Source organism: Rhodothermus bifroesti, from assembly GCF_017908595.1.
GTDB classification, from domain to species: Bacteria; Bacteroidota; Rhodothermia; order Rhodothermales; family Rhodothermaceae; genus Rhodothermus; species Rhodothermus bifroesti.
The window spans coordinates 362,783-383,836 of record NZ_JAGKTL010000004.1; the positions used below are offsets into that span (position 1 = coordinate 362,783).

The following is a 21,054-nucleotide window of genomic DNA, read 5'->3' on the forward strand; positions in this document are numbered from 1 at the left end:
ACGCAGCACGAGCAACTACCCAAGCAGCTGTTGCAAGCGTCGCTTATTATTCGCAAAATCAAAGGCAACTTCGGGCGTAATTAGCTGCTGGGTGACCAGGCGGTACAAATCCTGTTCCAGGGTGGTCATCCCTAGGGCCCCTCCCTCCCACATCATCTGGTAGATTTCGCTCGTGTTTTTGTTTTTAATAGCCGCACGGGCTGAGGGGGTCATCCACAACACCTCTTTAGCCAAGATGCGCCCACCCCCCACCTTGGGCACAAGCTTTTGGGAAATCACGCAGCGGAGTACATCAGCCAACCGGTTGCGCACGCGATCCTGTTCTTCAGGCGGGTATTCAGCCACAATGCGATCGATGGTCTCTACGGCCGAACTGGTGTGCAGCGTAGAGAAAACCTTGTGACCTGAGTCCGTGATTTCTAGCGCCGCCGAAATCGTTTCGGGATCACGCATCTCCCCAATCACGATAATGTCGGGGTCCTGGCGAAGGGCCTGCACAATGCCATCCTTAAAGGTGCGCACGTCGCGCCCCACCTCGCGGTGACGGATCAAGCATTTGCTTGACCGATGCACATACTCGATGGGCCGTGCGATGATCACCACGTGCGCGTGCACATCGTTGTTGTTGGCATCGATGATCGCATCCAACGTAGTGCTTTTACCCGACCCCGTGACCCCGGTAACCAGCGTCAACCCATCCCGCACGTGACGAAACATTAATCCCCGCTCAATAAGGGGATGAAAGCCCAGGCTCTTGAGGGAGCGAATTTCGTCACTGATGGCGCGCATGTTCAGCGCCACATGGTCCATATCAAAGTAGACCGTGGCACGAAAGCGCCTGGGCATGCCGTTGCGCCCTTCAATGGGCAGCTCGTAGGAAAAGTCTAGCGAGCATTCTTCAAAAAAGAGCTGCAGCTGCCGCTCGGTAAGCAGGTTCAGGATAAGCAAGCTGGCCTCATCGCATGTATAGGTGCCCATTTCTTCGTAGGGCCGCTTATCGCCATGCACACGGTACCACACATAGCCGTTCGAGGCCGGGCCCCCCATATCTAGGTCGCTGGCATTAAGGTCCAGCATGCGCTTAACCAGCAGCTGCATGTGCTCTCGCAACGCCGTGCGGTCTTTATCTAACAGGGCATTGACCTGTTCGGCCAGATAGCGCGCACGGTCTTCACCGACCAAAGAGGGCGGTACCGAATCCAGTACGGTCTTGCAAATCTTGGGCAACGGGGGCACAGGCCGCAGGCGCGGCCGCTGCTGCGCAGCACTGGCATGCTGCGCCAACACTTCAGCCAGAGCAGGATTGACGCTCGACATGTCGCATCGCAGGTTTGGCTTTCTTAGTATCGTGCACCTTAGGACAGGCTTAAGTCAGGTCCAAAAAAAGCGGCGTTGCTTCGGAAAATCTGCTTCCGCCGCAACGCCGCCTGGAGGACTGCAATGATATTCGGCTAGACCGCCGGCTCTGGGATGAGCTCTACCTCAATCACCTGGTCGTCAAAATCGGGTACAATCTTCCCCTCAACCATGTAATAGTCGCGCGTCTCATAATAGCCCCACTGATCCACTCGAGACCAGCCCGAACCGCCATAGCTGTATTTTCCATTACGCTCACCCCAGCTTGCACCGCTACGAATCTGCCATTTCATATCTCCATAGCTATAGCGCTTGACATCGGCGAGCTTATCCATCCCCATAAACTCAGTATCAAAGTTGAGGTCTTCAAAAGCCAAGCGCCAGGTGTTGGGCTTTGTGGGGTGGGCTTGAATCATGACATAAGGCCCCTCCTGCATTTGCGCAAAATCATCTGTGCTTTTAATCAGCGCATCCCGCAAATAGTCAAAGTATTTCTTGCCTACCCTTGCCAGCACATCCGTGCGTCCCCGTAGACTACAGTCTTTGTCGACCGCCAAAATGAAGTTGGCCCGCTCACCTGGATTTAAGACCACCGTACTGGTTGCACTGGCATTGTCCCGATTATGCCCCGGGGGAAAGATCAGTTCAGGCTCAAGGGCTACGTACCGGTCGTTACCCCGCAGCTCGATATCTTCTTGGGTTTCGCACGAACTGCCGTGCGCCGGATTGCTGGGATCACACCTACCTGGATTATTGCCCATGCCGTTGTTGTTGCGCGGTACGTAGCGCTGCAAGTAAATGGCCGAACAATAGCCGGCGACTGATTCCAAAAACGTTACCTTGACCCGGCTGGGCTGATTCGGGGGCACTTCCAAGATACGCTGCAGCACCCGATGGGTCCCCATTTGATGGGAAGCCTCTCCGTAACGCCCAATGGCAACCGCTCCGTAGGAGGACGCACCGATTGGATAAACCCAGGCTTCATAGGAGCCTCCCTTGAGATGTCCCGCAAGCTTCCCGCTGGAGCCATTGACAGCATTGACCAGCTGCGTCAGCGTCCAGGTCGGATTGGCTGCCTCAAGCTGACGCGCACGAGAAATAATCAGGTTGTAAGCCGAGCGCGCAATCTCCCGCGCTAAGGCCTCTTCCTGACGGGCCACCTGCCGCTCATCGGCTTGCAAGCGATTAGAACTCCCTTGCAGGAGTAAAACGCTGGTGCCTATAGCAGCGGCCGCTACGAGAAGCAAAATCGCCTTGCCCATAGGACCTCCTTACAGCGATTGGCTGATTTGTTTAGCATAGCTTCGAAAACCGTGCCTACCACCAAAACAGCATTTTGCACAACTTTTTATCCCACAGATGGTTACGTTATGTAACTGCAGGGTTCATCTATGAACCGCCACTTCTGCCTGCATACCGATCAATGAGCAATGTCGAACCGTAATAGACCTGACGGAGCACCTGGGCGCGCGCCACTTCAAAAGGCGCTGCCATAGTAAACCGCACCCGCGTATTTTGCACCAACGCAGCGTTATTTTTCGGATCTGCAATCGGCCGCGCATCGCGATCGAGCAAGTCGATCTTGAAATAGCTCAACAGCCCTGGGCTTTCACCACTGGCTTGCCACGGTCCTGTAGGACAACTGCTGCCGATGCATTCTTCGCGCTGCAGCCGGTAAACAGAAACGCTGTCGTTCCGGATCACCCGATGTCCTGCAGCCTGCAAGCGATAGCGCACGTAAACGCGCAGGGCGTTTCCGGCGGCATCGGTCGAATCGTGGAAAAACACAAACCGGACAGTCACCCCCGCCGAGTCAACGGGATTCTCAAATGGGGTTTCGCTGGACCAATCCACACCCCGCCCCAGCCGCAGCAGATCATCTTCAAGCCATGTGGCCAAATCGCCAGCCTGGCGTTTGACCATGTAGTTCACCGTCTGCTCCAGGTTGATCTCGGCTAGGCGCTGCTGCACCGTGAGCATCATCAAAAACAGCATGCCGCCCACAATGAGCGCGTTCAGATTGTCGAAAATGAACCACATAGGCCTTTAGCGCTAAAATCCATAGGCAAAAACACGCTCCAGATAGATGGGAACGTGAATAAACGGCGTCATCGCACCACCCCAGTCGTCTTGCACCTCGACACGCACCTCCTTATAAGCCGTCTTTCCCGTAGCTGCCGTAATCGCCTGTGTGGTGGGGTCGTAGTTGACATAACGCACACTTAGGCGCACCTGAAACCAGACCGTATCCCGTCCCATCACAAAAGGCCTCCGGGCAACTTGCCCATGAAAGTCATCCAAATCATCACACGTAGCTGTCCCTCCAAACGGTTGGCAGAGGGCATTGCCTTGCGTGCCAAACGCCGCCGGATCGGTAAACAGCAAAATGTCCGCACTGGTACCGGTTACTAGTCCATCAACGACGGCTTGGTCAAAAGCGCGCACCCGGACAATCTCGATCGTCTCCACAGCAACCGACTGGGCCATCTCTTGCACTTCGCGAAAAATGGTAGCTCGCTGCAACGAAGCGTACCAGCTATTTACCGATAGGGCCATGTTTACGGCCACCACCAGCGCCAGCAAGGCAAAAAACGACTGCGCCATAACTTACCCCGCTTTGGTCTAGCAGCCTGCAGATTTATTGCTCTAAACAGCAAGCTCTTCGTACGCCTTATTCTTCCGTGGTTGTAACGCGTACCATTTCCTCCACAGTGGTCTCGCCTAAGAGCACCACTTCACGGGCAGCATCGCGTAACGTCTGCATGCCTTCCTTGATGGCCTGCTCGCGCAGCGCGTCTTCGTCGATCGCTCCTTGAGCCTCGACAATCATGTGGCGAATCGTCCGCGAGAAATACATGGCCTCTACAATCGCCCGCCGACCTTTGTAGCCTACGCCTTTGCATACCTTACAATGACGGTTACGGCCTGCCTTGTAGAACGTAGTGCGCGCAATCTCTTCGTCGGTAAAGCCCAGCTTTCGGAGCATTACGTAATCGGGGTCTTTGTCTTCCACCTTGCAGGCTGGGCACACTTTTCGGATCAGGCGCTGGGCTACCACCAGATTGATCGCATAGGCAATCAAAAACGGCTCAATCCCCATCTTGTAAAGCCGGCTCACCGCACTGGGCGCATCGTTGGTGTGCAACGTCGAAAACGTCAAATGCCCTGTGTTGGCCAGCTTGATGGCCAGCTCCGCCGTCTGCCGGTCGCGCATCTCACCCACCATCACAATGTCTGGGTCGTGCCGCAATATTGCCCGCAGGGCATCCTCAAGCCCCAGCTTGTGGTTGAGCTTGATCTGCCGCACCCCAGGAATGATGTACTCCACCGGATCTTCGATCGTCAGCACGTTCACCTCAGGACTGACGACCTGGTGGAGGGCGGCGTAGAGCGTGGTGCTCTTGCCGCTACCGGTGGGCCCCGTGACGATCACCATACCATGCGGCTGGCGAATAGCCCGCTCAAAACGCTCTAAGGCTTTTTTGTTTAGCCCAAGCAGGCGCAGGTCTTTGATGACCTTGCGGTCGTCAAGCACGCGAATGACAATCGACTCGGAGCGCAGATCTTCAAGCGCATTGGCGATGGGCAGTACCGAGACGCGGAAGCGAATCAGGTGGTCATCGATCCAGCGTTGGATAAAGCCATCCTGGGCTGCATCGCGCTCAAAACGGTCGACGTTCACCGACTGGTCTTTAATGACCGCAATCAGCGCCTCAGGATGCACTTTGTCTTCGACATGCCAACGCGACAGCCGGCCGTCGATGCGAAAGTGAATCTCAACTTTTTTCTGATTATTGGGGAAGATGTGGATGTCGGAGGCGCCTTGGCGGACAGCTTCCACCAGCGTGGCCTCGAAGAGGTTGATCAGCTTGGAGCGGTTGATCTCGGCCTCGAGGGCCTCTTCGTCGATCAGCTCGGTTTCGGTGTCGTAGCTGGTGCCTAGGTCAAAGGCAGCTTCTTCGCGCACGCGCTCCAGGTATTCATTGCGTCGCGGATAGGCCTCAAGCAGGGCAGCGGTGATCAGGCCACGTGGCGCATACTGCAACTCAAAACGCTCCAGCTTAAGCCGCTGCACCAACCGGTGTACCTCAGGCCGCATTGGGTCGTGGGTCACCAGCACGAGCTTGACTGCCCCGGTCTGCGCATCCAGATCGACCTCAAAAGGAATCACACGTAGGTCAATAAGCCGCTCGCGCACTTCCTCCTCAAAGGTATCCATGACAGAGCGGACAAACTCGGGGCTGGGCTTGCCGGGCTCCAGCCGCGCAATCGGAAAGGCATACAGCCGGGCTGCTTCTTCATAGATCGCTTCCTGGGGCGCCTGTTCGTGCTGCGCTAGCACGCGCCAAAGGGGCTCTTTGAGCTGTTCTTCCTGCTGACGCTGGTAAGCTTGGTAGACCACGTGCAGCGGTACCGCACCCTTTTCGACCAATCGGCTTACGACGCGGTCGCGAACAATCGCTTCTTTCAGCTCCGGCAGGTCGTCGAGCACGATCTGCACCGGCGGCGGTACAGCTTCGTCGATGCTGTCGGTCTCGTCGGCTTCTTCATCGCCTTCGAATGCGCCTGGCGTAGTCTCGATAGCCTCTAGCGCCACAATGGTCTCCGGATCCAGCGCCGGAGCTTCGGCATGCGGCTCTGGATGCGCCTCGCTTGGTGCACGCAGAGGCTTTTGCTCCCAGTCTTCCGGAAGTGCCTTATCAGGCCCACGGCCTTCGGCTGAGCTAGGCGTTTCGGGTTCCGCCGCAGCCGAGCTAGCAGGCGCATCGGCATCCTGCGCTAAAGGCGGCAGCCAGTCTAGGTCTTCGGGCTCGTCGGCTACGGGTTCCGGAGTTTCAGGTTCGGTCTCGTCTATCTCCCAAGCCAGTTGCCGCAACGAGGGGGGCGGCTCGGGGGCCTTAGGCTCCGCAGGCAAAGGCGTTTCGCTACGCTTTTCTGTTCCCGCTGGCTTCGATAGCCCAGCGGATTCAGGCGGTCGCAGTCTTAGCTCTCCTAGGCGTTTTTGAATAATGCGCTCCGGCGCGTAACGCAATGCGGCCGGCATGCCCAGCAAGTGCAACACCGCGGCCAGCTCGGACCGCGTAGGGTCAAAGGTGGCTAGTAGCAGCGTCCGCTGGCCTGAGGCAGGGTTTGCTGTAAAACCGCAAGGCAACAACCCATGTGCAAAGAGCTGCTGCTGTACAGAGGCGGGGAAAAGCAGCAGAATGGCTCGGATAAATTCAACCGAAGGACGCGTCTCATCGATCGGTGCAGGCTCAATCCCGGCCACGCGAGCAGCTTCGGCAAAAATAGCCTCGCGGTCTACCCCATTTTGGTTCAGCAGTACGCGCCAAAGCGGCTGATCGGGCTGCTGCCGCCGCTCGGCAATCGCCTGTGCAATCTGGTCGAGCCGCAGCGCACCATGGTAGAGAAGGCTTAGTACAACATCGTCTTCAAACATCTCAGCTAACTCCGGTGCAAAAGACCCTTCAGGCAAGTTGTTGCGCGGTGCGCTTGGAGGCTCACTGCCTCCACGCGCAGGCGATAGGCCTTCTCCACCCGATGAGGAGCTACCTTGACCGTTCGTGAAGGACTTTGCGTCGCCAGCTGCGTCCAAGGCGCTGGCCTGCGGCATGCCTTCTGCCTGTTGCGTTGCCGAAGTCAGCTTAGCCTCTGCCGTCTCCAGCAGCGAAGCCTCAGCCTCCTCCGCTGAAGCTTGGACCGGCAGTGCCTCGTCGGCAGCTTCGCTCGCCAAAGCTGGCAGATCAGCTTCTGCCCCATCACCTGCAGCCAACGGCCAGCCGCTCGGCACGTGCTGCGCAAACGCTTCTTGCCCCTTCAAATCTGAATCACTATTGGCAGCCTTAGCGGATTTCTCGGCTTCCAATTTCAGCCGCCGCAGCTCTTCGTTCCATTCCCGAAGCAAGCGACGACGCCCGAAGAGATCACTCCAGCTCATACGCTTGATCTTTTACCGGGCTATGAGGAGCAGGCCAAGGCCTGCCCATGGGGAAGGCACCACCCGATGGCTGTTGAAGAAGCGCCCACGCAACACGGGGCTTATCAGGGAAACCCTCGGGAGGTTCAAGGAACACGTGGTGGGGACTTATTGGCCCATGCGCATCAAGTCGGTCGACGAAGGCTGAATCAAGGCCACCTCCGACGAAATCACCGTCAGTAACGCAATAGCGATCGTGATCAGGATAGCAATGATCGTCTGAATGCCTTCGACAACCGCCTTTAGCTTGAGCGAAGTTTCGCTTTCGTAGTAGTTTGCCATCTGCTCGGCTGCCCCGCGCACATTCCCCGTTTCCGAGCCGCTGCGGAAGCGCGCTAAGGCCATCTGCGTAAAGACGCCACTAGCTTCCATGGCCCGCACTAGGTCCATACCCTGCGCTACCATCAGCGGCACCGTGATCGTTTTGATCCGGTGCTCCATGTAGCGATTACCGCACGCCTCGGCAGCAATTTTAATCACACTGATGTTTTCGCCACTGTTGGAATACAGGATGGCAAACACCCGACAAAAGATTTCGATGTTCAGCTTGTGCAACAGGCTGCCGATAATCGGCAGCTTAATCAGCCAGCGATGCACCACCAGCTGGCCTTTTTCGGAGCGTGCAAAGGCCACAAAGCCGCCCATGGCCGCGCACGAGAGCAACAGCAGCCAGAGGATGTTGCGGTCGAGCCATTGCGAGAAAGCCAGCGTTGCGGCGGTCATAGGGGGCAGCTCCATGCCCAGGTCGGCCAAAAGGCCGGCTGTCATTGGGAAGATGTACCACACGTACCAAATGAACGTCGCCACCAGCGCAATGACTGTAATCGCTGGCGTGATCATGGCACTGCGGACGCTTTTGCGAAATTCGTTTTGGCGCTCCAGAAAGCGGGCTGTCGACTCAAAGATTTCGGCCATGTTGCCGCTTTTGGAGGCTAGGCCTAGCATATAGGCCGTGAACTTACCCAGCACGTGCTGGTGCTTCATAAAGGCCTGCTGCGCCTCCAGTCCTGCTTTCAGGTCGGCATTGAGGTCCCGAATCACCTGGCGCAGCGAATTCGAAGAAACATCGTTGACCAGCAGGTTCAGGACCTCGTCGAAGGGCAGCTTCTCCCGAAGCAAATTTGCCGCCAGGCGCACAAACATGATGATGTCGGTGCGCGGCGGCTTCATTTGGAAATCCAGCACCTTGCGCTCGACGCGTATCACCTCGAGGCCCATTTTGCGCAAGGCCTGGGTGAGCTCCTCGGCCGTGTAGGCCTTCTGCTCGCCTGTAATAATGCGGCCGCTGGGATGGCGTACTTTGTAGAGAAACGTCCGGCGCGGCTGCAACAGCTGAGGACGGAAGCCGTGCTTTTCGGCAAGCTCGGCCAGCTTCTTTCGGGCTGCCCGCACCGAAGGCGCCAGCACCGTGCCTTGCACCGGCACCCCACTGACGCTCACGCCGCTAAAGCGAAACTCACGGACAGGCATGCCACCCTCAAGGGCTTTTGATAGCGGCTAAAAGCAAGCAGCAGAAAAGCCGGCGGCGCCCCACCAAAGGACGCCGCCGGGAGATTTTCGTTTAGTATTGCCATTGAATGTCGCGTACTGTAGTACCACTAATGGTTACAGTAGCGATTTGATTACTACAGTTACCAGTAGTATCCGCATAAATTTTCAACGTAGCATTCGTCCCAGCTGTAAGTTCATAGCAACCATTAACTGTTTTGTACTTACCACCGGCAGTAGTATCGCTGATGCCGATGGCGCTAAAGCTAACCCCGTTAAACCCTTGCGCATTTGCGCCACCGCCAAACGCACTAGGCTTCAGCTTCCATGCCTGAATGTCAGAAATGAGCCGCATCGCATCGCTGACAGCAGCGTCTCGATCGGCCTTAGCCTTCCCCTCCGAGAAGGCTTGGATGCCGGCCACCACGGCGATCCCAACGATCACCATACCGAGCACTAGGAGCAGAAGTTGTTGCTGACCCATAACGTGCCTCCGTTAGTTTGATGATGAACGGTTTGGTTTTTTCATAGGGCGAGCTTCCGGGGAAGTATCGGCCCTGCCAGAGCAATCTTTAAGCACTTACTTATTCGGCTTGGCTAGGGCTTTTTCCCCAAAGGCTGGGTTTCTAGCGGTGCACACGTCGTGCCAGACAATGTCGACAAATGGAAAATGCCCCCTTTTGCTCAGAAATGGCGTTTTTAAAGGCAGGATGAACCCTCCCCTGCCTTTTGGCATTGGGCCTTGGGCATTACAATAGGTAACCGCTCAAGCAAAAACGAAAAAGGCTCACACCCATAGGCTGAGGAGCAAAGCAGCAGCGAGGCCGCTCAAGCCTAAGATGGTTTCCAGCACCGTCCACACGCGCAGCGTGTCGGCCTCCGAAAGGTCCAAATAGCGGCTGATGAGCCAAAAGCCTGAATCATTCACGTGCGAGCAGGCGGTTGCGCCGGCGGCAATGGCAAGCGTGACTAGGGCCAGCATGGGCTGCGCATAAGTACCGGCCTGGAGGAGGGGTGCAATGAGTCCGGCAGCGGTCACCATCGACACGGTGGCCGATCCCTGGGCGATGCGAACGGCCAGGGCAATGCCAAAGGCCAGCACAATGACCGGCAGGCGTGTCGCTGCCAGCGCTTCGGCCATGGCTTGGCCTACGCCGGTTTCCACAAGCACGCGGCTAAGGACGCCGCCAGCACCGGTCACCAGCAGGATCAGTCCGGTAGGTTCCAGGGCTTTCGTGGCGCATTGCTGCACGGTGCGCATCGGATAGCCCAGCCGCAAGCCCAGCACATAAAAAGTCCAAAGCGTACCGAGCACCAAGGCAGTAAAGGGATGGCCAAGCAGGCGCAACCAAGGCCGGAGCATATGCTCTTGGGGCAAGAAAGCGCTAGCAGCTGTGCCTACCAGAATGAGCCCTAGTGGAAGAAGGATGACGCCTACGGCTTGCCCGAACGAAGGCATCGGTTGCTCTGGGGCAGCTGGTTCTGCAAACAAGTGCAGGGGCACGGGTACGTGGAGGCGGCCAGCCATCCAGCGTCCAAACCAGATGCCACCGACGATGGTAGCGGGCAGGCCGGTTATTACCCCAAAGAGGATGACCCATCCCAGGTCGGCTCCCAGCAATCCCGCAACGGCCACTGGACCTGGCGTAGGCGGGATGAAGCTATGCGCCACGGCAATCCCAGCCGCTAACGGAAGGGCATAGTAAAGCAGCGATCGGCCGGTGCGGTGCGCCAGGCTGTAGACGAGCGGCAGGAGCAAGATCAGCGCTACGTCAAAAAAAACCGGGATCGCTACCAGAAAGCCTGTCAGCGCCAATGCCCAAGGTGCCCGGTGCTCGCCAAAGCGCTTGAGCAGCGACTGGGCAATGCGTGCCGTTCCGCCGCTTTGCTGAAGCATTTCCCCAATCATGGCACCCAGCCCGATCACTACCGCAATGTAGCCTAGCGTGCTGCCCATGCCTTCGCGCAGCACATCGGCAATGCGGTCAGCAGGGATACCGCCAAGCAATGCGGTCAGCAAGCTTGTAAGCATTAAGGCCACAAAAGCGTGCACCCGCATCCAAAGGACCAGGAGAAGCAAAACGGCTATGGCCAGCAAAGCCAACCCCGTCAGTGCTACAGTGCTCATCAGTTTGGCAGCAGAAAACGACTAGAGCGTGGCTCAAGATCAGGAGCCTACCTGTGAAGTGCAAGCCCCCAAAGGCTCCCTGCGGCAAGCGTCCAAAGCGACTGCTTAGCGCTGCATGCTAGCTTTTAGGGCTGGCGCAACGCTGCCAGAATTTCTGACACAAGGGCATCGACGGAGCGGTCTGCCGCAACCGTTAAGGCTTCCTCAGCATCAGGCGCTTCAAGCGCCTCGAACTGGCTTTGCAGCAGCTGAGGATCAAAAAAATGGCCGCGCCGCGCCTCGAGGCGCCGACGGATGAGCTCGGGATCGGCTGCTAAGTAGACGAAGCGTACTTCGGGACCAGCGCGGCGTAGCAGGTCGCGATAGCTACGCTTCAGGGCCGAGCAGGCTACCACCGCCGATTGGCCGCTAAGCAGCAATTGGTGCATAAGTGCGTGCAAGGCTTCCAGCCAAGGCAAACGGTCGGCATCGGTGAGCGGAATGCCTTGCCGCATTTTTTCGATGTTCTGCGGCGGGTGGAAGTCGTCGCCATCGTAGAAAGGCCAGCCAAGTGCTTGGGCCAAGGCGCGTCCGATGGTCGTTTTGCCCGCGCCCGAGACGCCCATGACCACCACGATCATGGCTTAAAGCAGGAGTACGCTGCGCACACGAACGCCTTGCACGTTTTCTTTGGCATCGACCACCTGGCGAAAACGCTTGCGCCCGCGTGGCGGAATATCCTGCACCAAGACGTGCATGGTGCCTACCAGGCGGTTATGCTGATCGTAGAGACCAACTTCAAGCTGTAGGTCAGCAATGGCTTGGTTGGTCCGGTTGCGGACCACGCCAGTTACGACCCGCGTGCCGTCGGACCATTGTTGGTAGCGCAGGTTTTGGATCTCGACAGGGTTCTGGGCGGTCTTTTTGCTGCTGCATCCAGCACTGAGAAGCACGAGCAGCGCGACCGCGCTTAAGCCAAACATGCGACGTTGCATGCTCAAAGGGATGTTGTTTATACCAGAGTAGGCGCAGTTTCGACCAGCCAAACACCTTCGCGGTCGTCCACTTCGCGCAAGCGCACGCGCACCTCTTCACCGGGCAATGTAGGTACCTGGCGACCTACGATGTCGGGGCAGATCGGCAGTTCGCGCAACCCGCGGTCGATCATGACGAGCAGATAGACGGCAGCAGGCCTACCTAGGTCCATCAGCGCATCGAGTGCAGCTCGGGCTGTGCGACCCGTATAGATCACGTCGTCGATCAGGACCAAGTAGCGGTCGGTGACGTCGAACGGAATGTGCGTAGGACGCACCACAGGCTGCCGGGCGCGGAGCCGAACGTCGTCGCGGTACATTGTTACGTCCAGAATGCCCACAGGCACTTCTAAGCCAGCTGCAGCCTGAATTTTGGTCTGCAAGCGGCGGGCGAGGTAGACGCCGCGTGTCTGCATTCCGACCAGTGCCAGGCGGCCTTCGCTGGTAGCGTCGAGCGCAGCCCGCTCGATAATTTGCCGGGCCATACGCTCGAGCGTTCGGTCCAGATCGGCCGCATCCATGAGCTGCGCTTTGATGCGATCCTGGGCTTCCATGCGTGTGGCTTAAGGTTAGCAGCTGCCGGCCCACACGCCTGCAAGGGGTAAAAGGATCCCGCCTACCCCTCAAGGAAAGCAGTTTTTCGTAGGCTAAAGCTGATAGGCCAAGGTAGGAAAGCGTCCTGGCCTCCAAAAGAGCCATATGGAACCCTTAGCTTTTGCTATGCTAAAAGGGGTCAGCTTTCCGCACACAATCAATCGGATACGGTGACCCGCCCTCCCACCTTGCAGTACCTAGACCCGAGCGTGCTTTCGCGCCTTAAAAACATGGAGCTGCGGGCACGCTTGATCGTCGAAGGGTTCATTACCGGACTGCACCGCAGCCCCTATCACGGCTTTTCTGTCGAATTTGCAGAACATCGACCCTATAACCCTGGAGATGAGCTGCGCCGCATCGACTGGAAAGTCTACGGCAAGACAGATCGTTTTTACGTCAAGCAGTACGAAGAGGAAACCAACTTGCGGCACTACGTCGTGCTCGACACGTCGCCCTCGATGCGCTACCGCTATCGCAGTCCGCTAACGAAGCTGGAATATGGCGCCTATTTGGCGGCTGCGCTACATTTTTTGATGTTGCGCCAGCGCGACGCCACAGGGCTGATTGCTTTCGACGAGCGCGTGCACACGCTACTTCCCCCTCGGAGCAAGCCGGGCTATTTGCATACTTTGCTGGCCCATCTGGAACGGCTGGTTCGCGCCGAGGGTAATGCCACGACGACCCGCACTGCTGTGGCTCCAGTGCTGCACGAAGTCGCCGAGCGGCTGCCGCGCCGCGGCCTGGTAGTGCTCATCACAGATTTGTTTGACAATGCAGCTGCCCACGAAGAGCTGTTACGAGCGCTGCGTCACTTGCGTCACCGCGGCCACGAAGTGCTGGTGTTTCACGTGCTTGAAGCCGCCACTGAGCGACGCTTGGAGCTCCCCGACCGACCACTCCGGCTTGTCGACATGGAAACAGGCGAAACGCTCACTCTGCACCCGGCCCAGTTTCGGCAGGCCTACATCCAAGCCCTACAGCAGTTTACCGAGCACTTCCGCCGCCGCTGCCTAGAGCACCGCATCGACTTTGTCGAGCTCGACACCGCCCAACCTTACGACGCAGCCCTCATGGCCTACCTGAACAAACGCCAACGCCTAAGCTAATCCTATGCAAAAATGCGCTCACTTTGCCTATTTTAGAACGGTTATTTTCTCACGCTCCGAAGAAAAACGCATCATGACGGCTCTACGTGCTTTGAGGTTACTTGGGTTGCTGATCGTAGGCTTTTGGGGAGTTAGCACCACGCATGCCCAGCAGGCAACGCCGGCCAGTACGCCAACCGTATTCGAAAATCCGGCTTTGGTTGCGCGCTACCAAGCCACCATCACACCGGAAGACCTGGCTGCGCACCTATTTATCGTGGCTTCAGACTATTTTGAGGGTCGCGAGACCACCACGCGAGGCCAAAAGCTGGCTGCTTATTACCTAGCAAGCCAATACCGAAAGCTCGGGCTTCGGCCAGCGGGCACGCAAAAGACCAGCCATCCTTATGCTCCTGAAGCCTACTTTCAGCCGTTTACCGTCTACGGACAGCGCCTGCTTGAAGCTCGTCTGGTGGCTAGGCAAGCTGCTGACACGCTAGCCGACCTGCGGTTTGGCCCAGGGCACCCTGCAACTGAAGGCTACCTATGGTTAGGTGGCCAAGAAGGCACTGCGGGGAGCCTGGTCTTTGGAGGTTACGGTATTGCTGCACCAGCACTGGGCTACGACGACTATGCTGCGCTGGCTGCCGATAGCATTGCGCTCCGGGGGCGCTGGCTGTTAATCTTGGCCGATGAGCCTTTGGCCAACGACACCACAAGCCGTCTAACGCCAGACGGGAAGCTTTCGGAATGGACCACGCAGCCCTACCGCAAGCTGCGCCGAGCCCTAGAAGCCGGCGTAGCCGGCATCCTCATTGTGGGAGACCGCTCCCCACGTAACCGACAGCCTATTGCAGAACGCGCTGCGCGTTTGGCACAGGCACTTAGCGCGCACGTAGGCCGCTTGTCGCTTACCCCTGGCAGCACCCGCATGGCCATCCCGCCCATCTGGGTTATCAGCAGTAGCTTGGCCGATGCCTTGCTTGCCCCCAGCGGCTACACCATTGCCGAGCTGCAGCAGCAAATCGACGCCTCACGTCGTCCTGTGGTGCTTAGCCTTCCCCAGGTCATGCTCGAAGGCACCATCACCGAAGAAACCTTCCAAGCCCAAACCGAAAACGTCCTGGCCTACATTGAGGGCGCTGATCCCTTGCTTAAAGACGAAGTGGTCGTCCTTTCGGCCCACTACGACCACGTGGGCATTGACCCCTTAGCAGAGGGAGACCACATCTACAACGGTGCCGACGACGATGGCACCGGCACGGTTGCCTTGCTTGAAATCGCCGAGGCCTTCGTGCAGGCCGCAAGTGACGGCTACGCGCCCCGCCGCTCTATCCTCTTTCTGCACGTATCCGGCGAAGAAAAAGGCCTGCTAGGCTCTGCTTACTACGCCGACCAAGAACCGGTCTTCCCTTTGGAAAAGACCGTTACTAACCTGAACATCGACATGATCGGCCGTCATGATCCCACGCGGCAAGGCGAAGCAAACTACGTCTACATCATTGGCTCAAACTTGATTTCGCAAGAACTGCACGAGATCAACGTGCGCGTCAACGAACGCACCGGTATCGGACTTGTGCTCGACGAGCGCTTCAACAGCAAGGACGACCCCAACCGGTTCTACGCGCGTTCAGACCACTGGAACTTTGGCAAACACGGCATCCCGTTTATTTTCTTCTTCACCGGTACCCATGAAGACTATCACGGCACCGGCGACGAGCCGCACAAGATCGACTATGAACGCATGGCACGCATCACCCGGCTCATTTTCGGTACCGCCTGGCAAGTGGCCAACCAGGAAACGCGCCCTGCTGTAACTGGAACGGGATTCAACTAAAGGGATATGTTGAAAGAAATTCAAGCGCTTAGCCACGAAATTTTTCCAGAGGTCGTACGCCTGCGGCGCGTGATTCACGCTCATCCGGAGCTTGCCTTTGAGGAGTACGAAACAGCCCGACTGGTTGTCGAAACGCTGCAACCACTAGGGGTAGAAATCCAAACCGGCATAGCCCGCACAGGTGTCGTAGCCACACTGCGTGGCGCAGCGCCAGGTCCAACGGTCTTGCTTCGGGCCGACATGGACGCGCTGCCCATTCACGAAGAAAACGACTTTGACTTTCGCTCACGCTACCCAGGCAAAATGCACGCCTGTGGCCACGACGCGCACACGGCTTCGCTGCTGGGCACAGCGATGATCCTTGCCCAACTGCGCACGCGCTTGCGCGGCCAGGTGCGACTGGTTTTTCAACCCAGCGAAGAAAAACTGCCTGGTGGCGCCCAAGCCATGATCCGTGAAGGCGTGCTGGAAGCCACCAACGACCTTCCAGCCCCAGAAGTTGTCTTTGCCCAGCACGTGCAGCCGGATTTGCCCGCTGGCACAATCGGCGTGCGCAGCGGCATGTACATGGCCTCGGCCGACGAGCTCTACATCACCGTTCGGGCCGAAGGAGGGCACGCCGCTGCACCTCACCGGCTACAAGCCGATGGCGTGCTTGTGGCTGCGCACATTATTATAGCGCTCCAGGCCATCATCAGTCGCCATGCACCACCCGACGTCCCTTCGGTACTCTCCATCGGACGCGTGCTTGCCGAGGGGGCTACCAATGTGTTGCCCGCTACCGTACGCCTTGAGGGCACCTTCCGCGCCATGGACGAAGACTGGCGTTTCCGAGCCCACAAGCTAATCCAACGCGTTGTGCAGCATACCGCCCAAGCCCATGGTGCCGAGGCCGACGTAGAGATTGTGGTAGGCTACCCAGCACTCTACAACCACGAAGATCCCACAGCTTTGGTGCGCCAAGCTGCCTGTGAGTACGTAGGACCCGACCGTGTCGTAGAGCTTGAGCCTTGGTTTGCCAGCGAAGACTTTGCCTATTTTCTGCGGGAACGTCCAGGCTGCTTCTATCGCATCGGCACAGGTAACCCCGCAAAAGGCATCACCAGCGGCCTACATACGCCACGCTTTACGATCGATGAAGAAGCCCTGCGCATTGCTCCAGGCTTTATGGCCTACCTGACCTGGCGCTACTTGCAGTCAGCCCCATGACCAATCTGCACGATTTTCCCCCCTTCCCTGGCTTTCGACCCCAAGCGCTTGCTTTCCTGCGCCAACTAAAGCAGCACAACGACCGCGCCTGGTTTCGACCTCGTAAGCCCATCTATGAAGATGAGCTGCGCTGGCCAATGCAGTGTCTCCTTGCCGAAGTAGGCCGCGAGCTTGCTCGACGGGGCTTGCCGCTGCGCGGCGACCCCGAACAGGGACTGTTTCGGATCTATCGCGACACGCGTTTTTCCCCAAACAAGCAGCCCTACAAAACCCATATCGGGGCCGTGCTCTCCCGCAGCGGCAGCCGTAACGAACAAGGCGTCGTGTACATCCACATCGAACCCGACGCATCGTTTCTGAGCGCAGGTTTTTGGAAACCCGACGCGCGCTTGCTGCGGCGCTGGCGCCAACACCTCCTCCAAGAAGCCGATACCTTCTTAGCCCTGGTGCACCATCTTCAAGCCCAAGGTCTGATACTGGAAACCGACACCGCATGCAAACGCCTACCGCGCGGCTTCGAAGATGCCGCCCATTCCCCAGTGGCCCCCTACCTGCGCTGGAATTCCTTCCTGGTCAGCCAAGACGTCCCCAACGAAGCCGTACTCAAACCCACCTTTACGCAGCAAGTTGTCCGCTTTACCGAAAGCGTACTGCCTTTGTTGACGTTCGGCTGGCAGGCACAAGACGCCTAACCCGCTTTAAGCCCCAAACCCCGCGTGCGCTCAAGCGCAGCATACCACCTCTGAGAAACAACACAAACACACCTTCCCACGCACACGCTTTCTGCTTTTCACACCGTCTTAATACCAACTGCGCATCCCACACGGAAATTTGACGTATAGGTCAAAAGTTGACTAGTAAGTCACTTTTTGACCATACATTCATGAATTCCGCAAACTTATCCCGCAAAGAGCGCGAGCGGCTGATGCGCCGGCAGGCCATGCTGGAGGCTGCGCGCGCAGTCTTTGCCGAAAAGGGCTATGCCAACGCGACGCTGGAAGAAATAGCCCAGCGGGCCGAGTTCGGTAAGGGCACCTTGTACAACTACTTTCCCGGGGGCAAAGATGAGCTGTTTTTTGCTGTCTTTGAGGAGGTATTTGCACAATTCCAGGAGCTTATCGATGCAGCTTTTACGCCAGCAGCGTCTTTTCGTGAAGGCTTTGAGGCGTTTGTACGTGCCAGTTTTGCCTTTTTTGCGCAGCACCACGAAGTCCTGCTGCTGGTTATGCGCGAGTCGCAGCGTATGTTGCTAAGCCCGGAGCCCGAGCGGGCTGCCTTTTTCCAGGATCAATACAACCGCGTTGTGCAGCACCTGAGCCGTCATATTCAGGGGGCTATTGAGCGGAACGAAGTAAAGCCACTACCACCAGAAGCCGTAGCCCATACCCTCATAGGCAACCTGCATGGCATTCATATGCATCTTATGCTGAAAGCATGCCAGCATCTTCCTGCGCAGCGTCAGGCGCTGATCGATTCCGAAGCCGCTGCGCACTTTCTCTGCACGTTGCTGCTCGAAGGTCTACTGAAGCCGTAAAAATCAGAAAAAAGCGTTATGCGTCGCGTGATTTTAGAGATTTTGCTATTTCTCCCGCTTCCGCTTGCTGCACAGCCTATCTTAACGCCTGAGGCGCGCCCGCAGCCCATAACCTTAACCTTAGAGGAAGCCATTCAGATAGCCTTGGTGCAAAACCGGGCGCTTGAGCGCGTGCGCCTCGGCGTGGAAAACGCAAAGGCGCAGGTACGCGAAGCCTGGGGGCAGGTGCTGCCGCAGGTCAATTTGAGCGCAAGCTACACGCGCAATGTCAAAAGTGCCAACCCGTTTGCGGGTTCAAGTGCAGGCAATCTGTTTAACTCGTTGGGCTTTATTGACTGGCTGGCTTATAACGAGCGTGCCCGCACCGACGACGACCCGACTACGGAGCCGATCTCGTTTAGTGAGTTCGTAGATCGTCAACAACAGGGGCTGGAAGAAGCTGGCATTCGGGTACGCGCCAGTGAAAATCCATTCGCTGTGGACAACCAGTTCGTTGGTAGCCTCAGCATTGAACAAACGCTCTTTAGCAAAACTGCTTTTGCAGCCATTAAAGGTGCAGCAGTACTCAAAGCGATTGGTGAGCAAGGCGTCGCGCGACAAGAGCAGGTGCTGATTGACCAAGTGCGCAGAGCCTTCTATGGGGCGTTGCTGGCTCAAGAACACGTGCATGTGGTAGCGCAAAGCGTCGAGCGCACGCGAGCAACGCTTCAGGAGACGATCCAGCGTGTGGCCCAAGGCGTTGCACCCCAATTTCAGCGCCTGAGCGCTGAGGTTGAGCTAGCTAACCTAGAAACCCAACTCATTCAGGTTCAAAACCAAGCGGCCCAGGCCCAAGATCAACTCAAGCTGTTGCTAGGCATCCCCATCGAGCAGCCGATTAGGTTGCGTGGCCGACTTGAAGCTCCCGACGTAAGCCGCTACCAACAGGTCTCTTTAGAAGACGCCTTGGCGATGGCTCTCGAGCGTCGGCCCGACCTGGAGCAGTTTCGGCTCGAGATCAAGCTGCGCGAAATTGATCGGGAACTGACCCAAGCAAGCCGTTACCCTCGGCTAAGCGCCTTCGCCAACCTGAACTATATCGGTAACGTACCGGACTACCGCAGCCTGATCCTTTCAGACCCGGATGATCCGTTTACGTTTTCCCAACGCACGAACAACTTTTTCTCCCGGGATTACTGGAACCCCTCGATAGGTGTAGGCCTGCGCCTAACGTGGACGATCTTTTCCGGATTTCAGACCTCGGCTCGGGTACAGCAACGCCAGCTTGCCCTTAAGCAAGCCGAACTCGACTACGCTCAGCAGCTGGAACAGGTGCGCTTAGAGGTGCTGCAGGCGCTACGCGACCTGGAGGCCGCACGCCGCCGGCTGGTCAGCCAGGAACGCAACGTTGAACGCGCCGAGCTCAACTATGAGCACGCCCGCATCCGGTTGCGCGAAGGCGTGGCTAGCCCGCTCGAAGAACGGGAAGCTTCCCAGCAACTCGACCTGAGCCGACTGAACTATCTCCAGGCTATCTACGATTACCTCACGGCCCAAAGTGCCTTCGAGGCCGCCGTTGGACTCATTCTCCCCCCTGGCCAGGAGGATCAGTTCAAGCTGACGCTGCAGCATGAACCCCGGTAGTTTCCTCACCTTCTAACCGAGAAAATGCCATGCATACACCTGTTTTGAAGGCTTACTGCGCGGCTGTGCTCATAGCTAGCCTACTGCCGGCCTGCACGGCCCCTGAAGCTTCGGCGCCAACCCCCGAAGCAGCGCAGGTAGCCTCTAAACGCCGCGTGCGTGTCGAAGTGCTTCAGCTAGAGCTAACACGGTTTGTGGACTGGATCGATCTTACCGGCACAGTAGCAGCTGAGCAGGACGCCACGCTCTCGGCCCAGGCTTCGGGCACAGTGGAATACCTTGCACCCCTGGGCCGGCGTGTTGCAGCCGGTGCAGTGCTGGCGCAGCTGGACCAGACGCTGGCACAAGCTGCCTTGCAGCAAGCCGAAGCCCAGCTGGCCAGCGCCCGAGCTGCCTACGAGCTGGCGCTTGACAACTTTAGGCGACAGGAACCCCTCTTTCGCGACTCGATCATCAGTCCGCTTGAGTTTGAAAACGTCCGTGCGCAGCGCAACCAAGCCGAAGCCCAGCTGCGGCTTGCCGAAGCTGCCTTAGAGCAAGCGCGCAAGCAACTAGCGCACACCGTAATCCGCGCGCCATTTCCGGGTACGGTAGAAGCCCATTTCGTAAACCAAGGGGAACAGATTGCTTTAGGACAACCCGTGGTGCGTCTGGTAAACCTACAGCAGGTTAAGGTGCGGGCCGGGGTTCCCGAACGTTACGCGCGGGATGTCCGTCCGGGCACGCCCGTGACGTTAAGTTTTCAAGCCTATGGGTTGGCCTCCCGCAACGCGCGCATCACGTTTGTCGGGAATGCCATCGATCCGGCTAGCCGCACTTTCCCTATCGAGATCGCACTCGAAAATCCCGATGGGCAGATTAAGCCCGAAATGGTTGTTCGCCTGCGCCTGGCTCGGCAAACACTCGACAGCGTGGTCGTCGTTCCCCTTCCGGCTATTGTGCGTAGCGAGACGGGGACAGGCGTGTTCGTGGTCGACAGCACGGCCGAAGGGCCAGCAGCCCGCTTCCGCACCGTAACGCTCGGCCCTTCGGCCGATGGACTGGTCGTCGTCAACCAGGGCCTGCAAGCAGGGGAAAGCATCGTCGTACTCGGGCAAAATAACCTAACCGACGGCGATCTGCTTGAAATCTTGCAAACCTATCGCTCGGCCAGTGAGGCTGCTAGCGTCTTGAGCGACACCACAGCCGCAGCAGCGCAAACGCCTTAACT

18 protein-coding genes are annotated in these 21,054 nt (G+C 57.8%); 7 read left to right on the plus strand and 11 right to left on the minus strand.

From position 1 onward, the window contains the following. Positions 1-15: 15 nt before the first annotated feature. From J8E65_RS10730 to pyrR, 11 genes are all read right to left on the minus strand, one after another. Complete coding sequence (locus tag J8E65_RS10730) at positions 16-1,317, minus strand: type IV pilus twitching motility protein PilT (protein ID WP_210375771.1); 1,302 nt, start codon at positions 1,315-1,317, stop codon at positions 16-18. Positions 1,318-1,451: 134 nt separating this feature from the next. Next, complete coding sequence (locus J8E65_RS10735; protein WP_210375774.1) at positions 1,452-2,618, minus strand: hypothetical protein; 1,167 nt, start codon at positions 2,616-2,618, stop codon at positions 1,452-1,454. A 127-nt stretch (positions 2,619-2,745) separates the two neighbouring features. Beyond that, positions 2,746-3,396, minus strand: coding sequence for a hypothetical protein (locus J8E65_RS10740; RefSeq protein WP_210375776.1), 651 nt, complete (start codon positions 3,394-3,396; stop codon positions 2,746-2,748). A 12-nt stretch (positions 3,397-3,408) separates the two neighbouring features. After that, the gene (locus J8E65_RS10745; RefSeq protein ID WP_210375778.1) at positions 3,409-3,960 is read right to left on the minus strand and encodes a hypothetical protein; all 552 of its coding nucleotides are present in this window, start codon (positions 3,958-3,960) and stop codon (positions 3,409-3,411) included. 67 nt (positions 3,961-4,027) lie between these two features. Next, positions 4,028-7,294 (minus strand): GspE/PulE family protein, encoded by a 3,267-nt coding sequence (locus J8E65_RS10750; RefSeq protein WP_237181932.1) that lies wholly within the window; start codon positions 7,292-7,294, stop codon positions 4,028-4,030. 147 nt (positions 7,295-7,441) lie between these two features. Further along, positions 7,442-8,803: a type II secretion system F family protein gene (locus tag J8E65_RS10755; protein ID WP_237181933.1), complete on the minus strand. Its 1,362-nt coding sequence runs from the start codon at positions 8,801-8,803 to the stop codon at positions 7,442-7,444. 91 nt (positions 8,804-8,894) lie between these two features. Continuing rightward, on the minus strand, positions 8,895-9,305 hold the full coding sequence (locus tag J8E65_RS10760) for a hypothetical protein (protein WP_210375779.1): 411 nt from the start codon (positions 9,303-9,305) through the stop codon (positions 8,895-8,897). A 303-nt stretch (positions 9,306-9,608) separates the two neighbouring features. After that, a complete protein-coding gene (locus J8E65_RS10765) occupies positions 9,609-10,949 on the minus strand; it encodes a GntP family permease (protein ID WP_210375781.1) in 1,341 nt (446 codons plus the stop codon). Between the two features lie 125 nt (positions 10,950-11,074). Next, the gene (locus J8E65_RS10770; protein ID WP_210375783.1) at positions 11,075-11,569 is read right to left on the minus strand and encodes a gluconokinase; all 495 of its coding nucleotides are present in this window, start codon (positions 11,567-11,569) and stop codon (positions 11,075-11,077) included. 3 nt (positions 11,570-11,572) lie between these two features. Beyond that, positions 11,573-11,923 carry an FxLYD domain-containing protein gene (locus J8E65_RS10775; protein WP_210375785.1) on the minus strand — a complete coding sequence of 117 codons (351 nt, stop codon included), beginning with the start codon at positions 11,921-11,923 and terminating at the stop codon, positions 11,573-11,575. A gap of 17 nt (positions 11,924-11,940) precedes the next feature. After that, positions 11,941-12,516, minus strand: a complete 576-nt coding sequence (gene pyrR, locus J8E65_RS10780) for a bifunctional pyr operon transcriptional regulator/uracil phosphoribosyltransferase PyrR (RefSeq protein WP_210375786.1) — start codon at positions 12,514-12,516, stop codon at positions 11,941-11,943. Between the two features lie 270 nt (positions 12,517-12,786). Here pyrR and J8E65_RS10785 point away from each other — a divergent pair, with 270 nt between their 5' ends. The 7 genes from J8E65_RS10785 (at position 12,787) to J8E65_RS10815 (ending at position 21,052) form a co-directional block, all read left to right on the plus strand. Continuing rightward, a complete protein-coding gene (locus J8E65_RS10785) occupies positions 12,787-13,662 on the plus strand; it encodes a DUF58 domain-containing protein (protein ID WP_237181935.1) in 876 nt (291 codons plus the stop codon). A gap of 73 nt (positions 13,663-13,735) precedes the next feature. Then, a complete protein-coding gene (locus J8E65_RS10790) occupies positions 13,736-15,478 on the plus strand; it encodes a M28 family peptidase (RefSeq protein ID WP_210375789.1) in 1,743 nt (580 codons plus the stop codon). A 6-nt stretch (positions 15,479-15,484) separates the two neighbouring features. Further along, on the plus strand, positions 15,485-16,687 hold the full coding sequence (locus tag J8E65_RS10795; protein WP_210375790.1) for a M20 metallopeptidase family protein: 1,203 nt from the start codon (positions 15,485-15,487) through the stop codon (positions 16,685-16,687). Next, positions 16,684-17,379, plus strand: a complete 696-nt coding sequence (locus J8E65_RS10800; protein ID WP_210375792.1) for a DUF2461 domain-containing protein — start codon at positions 16,684-16,686, stop codon at positions 17,377-17,379. The genes J8E65_RS10795 and J8E65_RS10800 overlap by 4 nt, the downstream gene beginning before the upstream one ends. A gap of 191 nt (positions 17,380-17,570) precedes the next feature. Beyond that, a complete protein-coding gene (locus J8E65_RS10805; protein WP_237181936.1) occupies positions 17,571-18,221 on the plus strand; it encodes a TetR/AcrR family transcriptional regulator in 651 nt (216 codons plus the stop codon). An 18-nt stretch (positions 18,222-18,239) separates the two neighbouring features. Further along, positions 18,240-19,844: a TolC family protein gene (locus J8E65_RS10810; RefSeq protein WP_210375795.1), complete on the plus strand. Its 1,605-nt coding sequence runs from the start codon at positions 18,240-18,242 to the stop codon at positions 19,842-19,844. A gap of 29 nt (positions 19,845-19,873) precedes the next feature. After that, positions 19,874-21,052, plus strand: coding sequence for an efflux RND transporter periplasmic adaptor subunit (locus tag J8E65_RS10815; protein WP_210375797.1), 1,179 nt, complete (start codon positions 19,874-19,876; stop codon positions 21,050-21,052). The last annotated feature ends 2 nt before the right edge of the window (positions 21,053-21,054 follow it).